The organism is Paenisporosarcina sp. P4_E4_2 (assembly GCF_056401595.1).
The window spans coordinates 1-3,657 of record NZ_JBFUJC010000316.1 but is presented as its reverse complement, the minus strand read 5'-3'; the positions used below and the strand labels follow the sequence as shown (position 1 = coordinate 3,657).

General features: G+C 45.5%; 2 protein-coding genes. Both read right to left on the bottom strand.

Translation table 11 applies throughout. The features are described from left to right. Positions 1-2: 2 nt before the first annotated feature. Positions 3-725, bottom strand: a complete 723-nt coding sequence (locus tag AC1DSB_RS16225) for a hypothetical protein (RefSeq protein WP_477531180.1) — start codon at positions 723-725, stop codon at positions 3-5. 72 nt (positions 726-797) lie between these two features. Next, positions 798-3,657, bottom strand: a 2,860-nt coding sequence (locus AC1DSB_RS16220; protein WP_477587111.1) for a copper oxidase, incomplete at its 5' end; no start/stop codon positions are given.

The following is a 3,657-nucleotide window of genomic DNA, read 5'->3' as shown; positions in this document are numbered from 1 at the left end:
GTTTAATTGTTTAAGGTAAACAATTTGATTTTATCTATTGAAATGGTTGTCAGTTGTTCAGCCACTTCTAGACTGATTGATTCTTTATCTACTTTTTTCATTTGTCCTTCAATTGTTTGGCCATCAATTTGGACTTGTATATGTTTTTCTTCATATACAAGTAAATAAATGTTCAGCCTCATCCTGAAAAACAGATGGATTAATTCTGGCGAAGAAGAAACGACATCCCCGAAGTTAAAGGTCAATTCCCGGCGAAAGCAAGGATCGATTTCCCTTAGTTCAGGGTCATCGTAAGGATCCGCAAAACGCCCAAAAGGCTTAACTATATCGATTTGACTATATGGGTAGATGAATACCTTTTCTTCATTGTTAAGCACAACAAAATCATAGCCTGATAGGGAGACTTTCCCCTCGCAGGTTTCTCCTGATAGAGCGGTAATCTCAACTCGCAGTCCAATTAAACCGTCAAAAACTTTCTGATAAGTTTCATCTGGCAGCCGCTCCTCTCCCAGAGCCAGATCAAGAAGCAATTCATTTGCAGCCCTTATCTTTTCAATTACTCGTTCCAAATCTTCTTGCGGAAGGCAGCTCGTAGGGGAAGGAAGATTTGGGGATGGGTACCGATCGGGACAGCATTGTACGGGTATAAAGAAATAACTTTCTTTATCAAACTTTTTTTGTACCTTTTCATCAGAAGATATTTCCTTATGGTTTTCTTTTTTCATTTTCTCACCCCCTTCCCTAAAGTAATTCTATGTAGAAAAAAGAGAAGAAATTATTCTTCTCTTCTGTTCGCTCTATTTCTCTAATGGAGGCAAATGTTCTTGAATCCCTTTGTGAATTCTCATTATCCCCCACATACCCTGCTCTATGTCCCAGAGTATATTTCCTGCACGGTACATATAATCCCCTGGGAATCCCATATAAGCACCAGCGCCGCCGAGCAATTCCAAATTGCGTGCTGCTCCCGCTACGTTCAATCCTGCAAATGATTCCGTACGTGAATTCAAATTTTTCACTTCAAATCGAAAGCGATGTCCATGAATATGGAACGTATGCGTCCTGCGCCTTTCTGCTGGCGTCACCAATCGAATTGTAACCGGGTCTCCTAAGTAGCTTTCAAACAATGGCGTAGCCGGGTCCCCGAAAACACACGAACTGAATAAGTTTTGCAGCACTGAATGTTTGCGGTAGCGGTTGACCAAACGTTCACTTCGATAGTTGAATCCTCTGGAACCTTGGTCATACGTATCGACTTCGTCTTCATCAATGTCCGGAGGTGGCAAAATCATCCCCGCAAGAGGATCGACTATTACCTGTTCTTTTTTATCAAGCAGCCTTACGCCGTCATGCATGATGATGACGAATTCCCTTATGCTTGGAAGGAAAGGGTTACGTAGAACCACATTCGCTCCGGTTTTGACCGGCTTCAGCGTATAGGGATCTAAATGCTCTGTTCCCCTTGGTTCGGCAATAAATGCGCCGAATGCGCCGTGGGACTTATGGTTGCGGATATCCGCCATATCCCACATGCCGCATGCACCCATTGGGGCGTCAACATACCAGCGATATTTCCTGCTTTCACCTGGTCCTACCGTTTGGTCTCCATTGAAACCAACTGTTTCCCCTGCAGATGTTTTCACATCATACTGGATCAATTGTGGGTGCAAGGAGATTCTCAAAGATGGCGGATAGAAAGCCTGCTCCTTTACTTCCGGATATGGGTAGATGCCATCCTTGAATGGGAATAGATCCAGTTTCAAAAGGCTAGTGAGAGCAATTTCTATTGTATCTCCAACGTTTCCACGAATGACCAGCGGTTCCGGATTTTTCTTTCCTTTTAAAATAGCATCCATATCTTTCCTCAGTGCGAAAATGATCCCATGAGGATCGTGATCTTCAAAACTGTTATAGCTAAGTGGCACTTGGAAAGCTACGATATCAAAATAGCGGATTGGACCTTTTTTGACTGGAACTTTAGTAGGGTCATCTGCTTTAGGTGGCTTTTTCCCCGTACATTCAGGGAGTGGCCTTGAACGCTTTAAAGGGGCTGGACGGTCAGATAAAGGGATAAGACCCGGCACTCTTTCATCAAATGCCCGAATCAATCCCCAAAGCCCATTCCATAGATCTTCTTCCGTTTCAAATGCCCAGAAATAATCTCCCGCTCGAGGAATAAAAGTTTCCATGGTAAACGATTCGGATATTCCAATATGCTGCTGCTCTTCGACATTTGAATTCAAATTCCTTCGCTGCTTTAGCCACTTCAACCCATGGACATTGAAACTATGGGATTCTTCCTGACACCCTTGGAGAAGCCTGATCCGAATGCTGTCTCCTTCGTATGCTTTCAATATCGGGGTAATCGGATCACCATTCACATAAGAACTAAATGTATAGGCAGGATCGCATTCAGGTCCTAATCGGAATTGAAGGGGTTCATTTTTGTAGTTCACCCCGAATAAACCCGGGTCATCAAAAGAGCCTGGGAACCCAGGGGGCTGAAGGGGTTTGCCGTCTTTATCGAACAGCAAGGCGAAATCCTGTGCGAATAGCACAAAATCCCGATAATCAGGAATCAAGGGATTCCGAGTAGTGACCTGGGCGCCGCGGGCAACCTCTTCCCCTGTAGCCGAATCGAGAATCTCCGTAAATCGCGGGTGGACAACGCCAGATCCGAATACTCCATGCTGCTGATGGGAGGCTGGAAATAAGTGATCGTGGACGAACCAGGCTTTCAACTCGATATCAGCATAATATTCATACTGGATGGTTTCACCTGGCAGTACCGAAGAATCATAGTTCCAGCCGACATTTGCCCCATCGTTCACAAGAACATCAAATTTCACAAAGTGAATATGGAAACCGGTTTCGTACGCTCTCGTCACCAGCTGGAATGCATCGCCATCAAGAATATGGGGCAATCGGTTTGTAAAATTAATGCGGATGCTGGTATGTGCCGATGCATGGAAAACGAGCGGTTCAGGCTCTTTCTTCCCTGAACATACATCATCCAGGTCTTCATCCAGCACATAAATCCTGGCTTTCGGATCATGCCAGCCCTGTTTGTTATAGGTTACGGTCAGTTCGATTACCGAGACGTTAAATTCCTTCACGATTGCATCTTCAGGAGATGGATTTACAAATACAGCCCCTGGCCTTGGATTTTTCACTGCTGCGTTGCGTTCCAGTTCTGTCAATCCCCGTCCTCCTTTGATGCCTAGCGGTGGACGCGGCGCTTTGTAACCGACCTTCCCTGGGATGAAGTTCGGGAACCCCGGTTTCAATTTTGTAGGCTTCGGCGGGGCTTTACGGTCAGGCAATGGCTGCAAAGCCTTTATAGGGACACCATTCGGGTAGCACTGGCAACCGTCCTGAAGCGTATTAAATATCCGGTTCATGCCCCACATTCCGGCTGCGAAATGCGGATACAGATGGCAATGGACAATGGCGTCACCAAAGGAGCCTTGTAGGCTTCCCAACCCGTAAAGAGGCTCAACTGTGTAGTGGGATTGAGGACTGATTGCTTGGGAATCAAGCATTTCCGAGTTGAGGTCTTGCGGGTCACTCAGCCATTGATGTACATGATAATGAAAGACGTGCGTCTCTTTCACCCCGCCATGTATCACACGGAATTTTGCAGGATCCCCTACATAT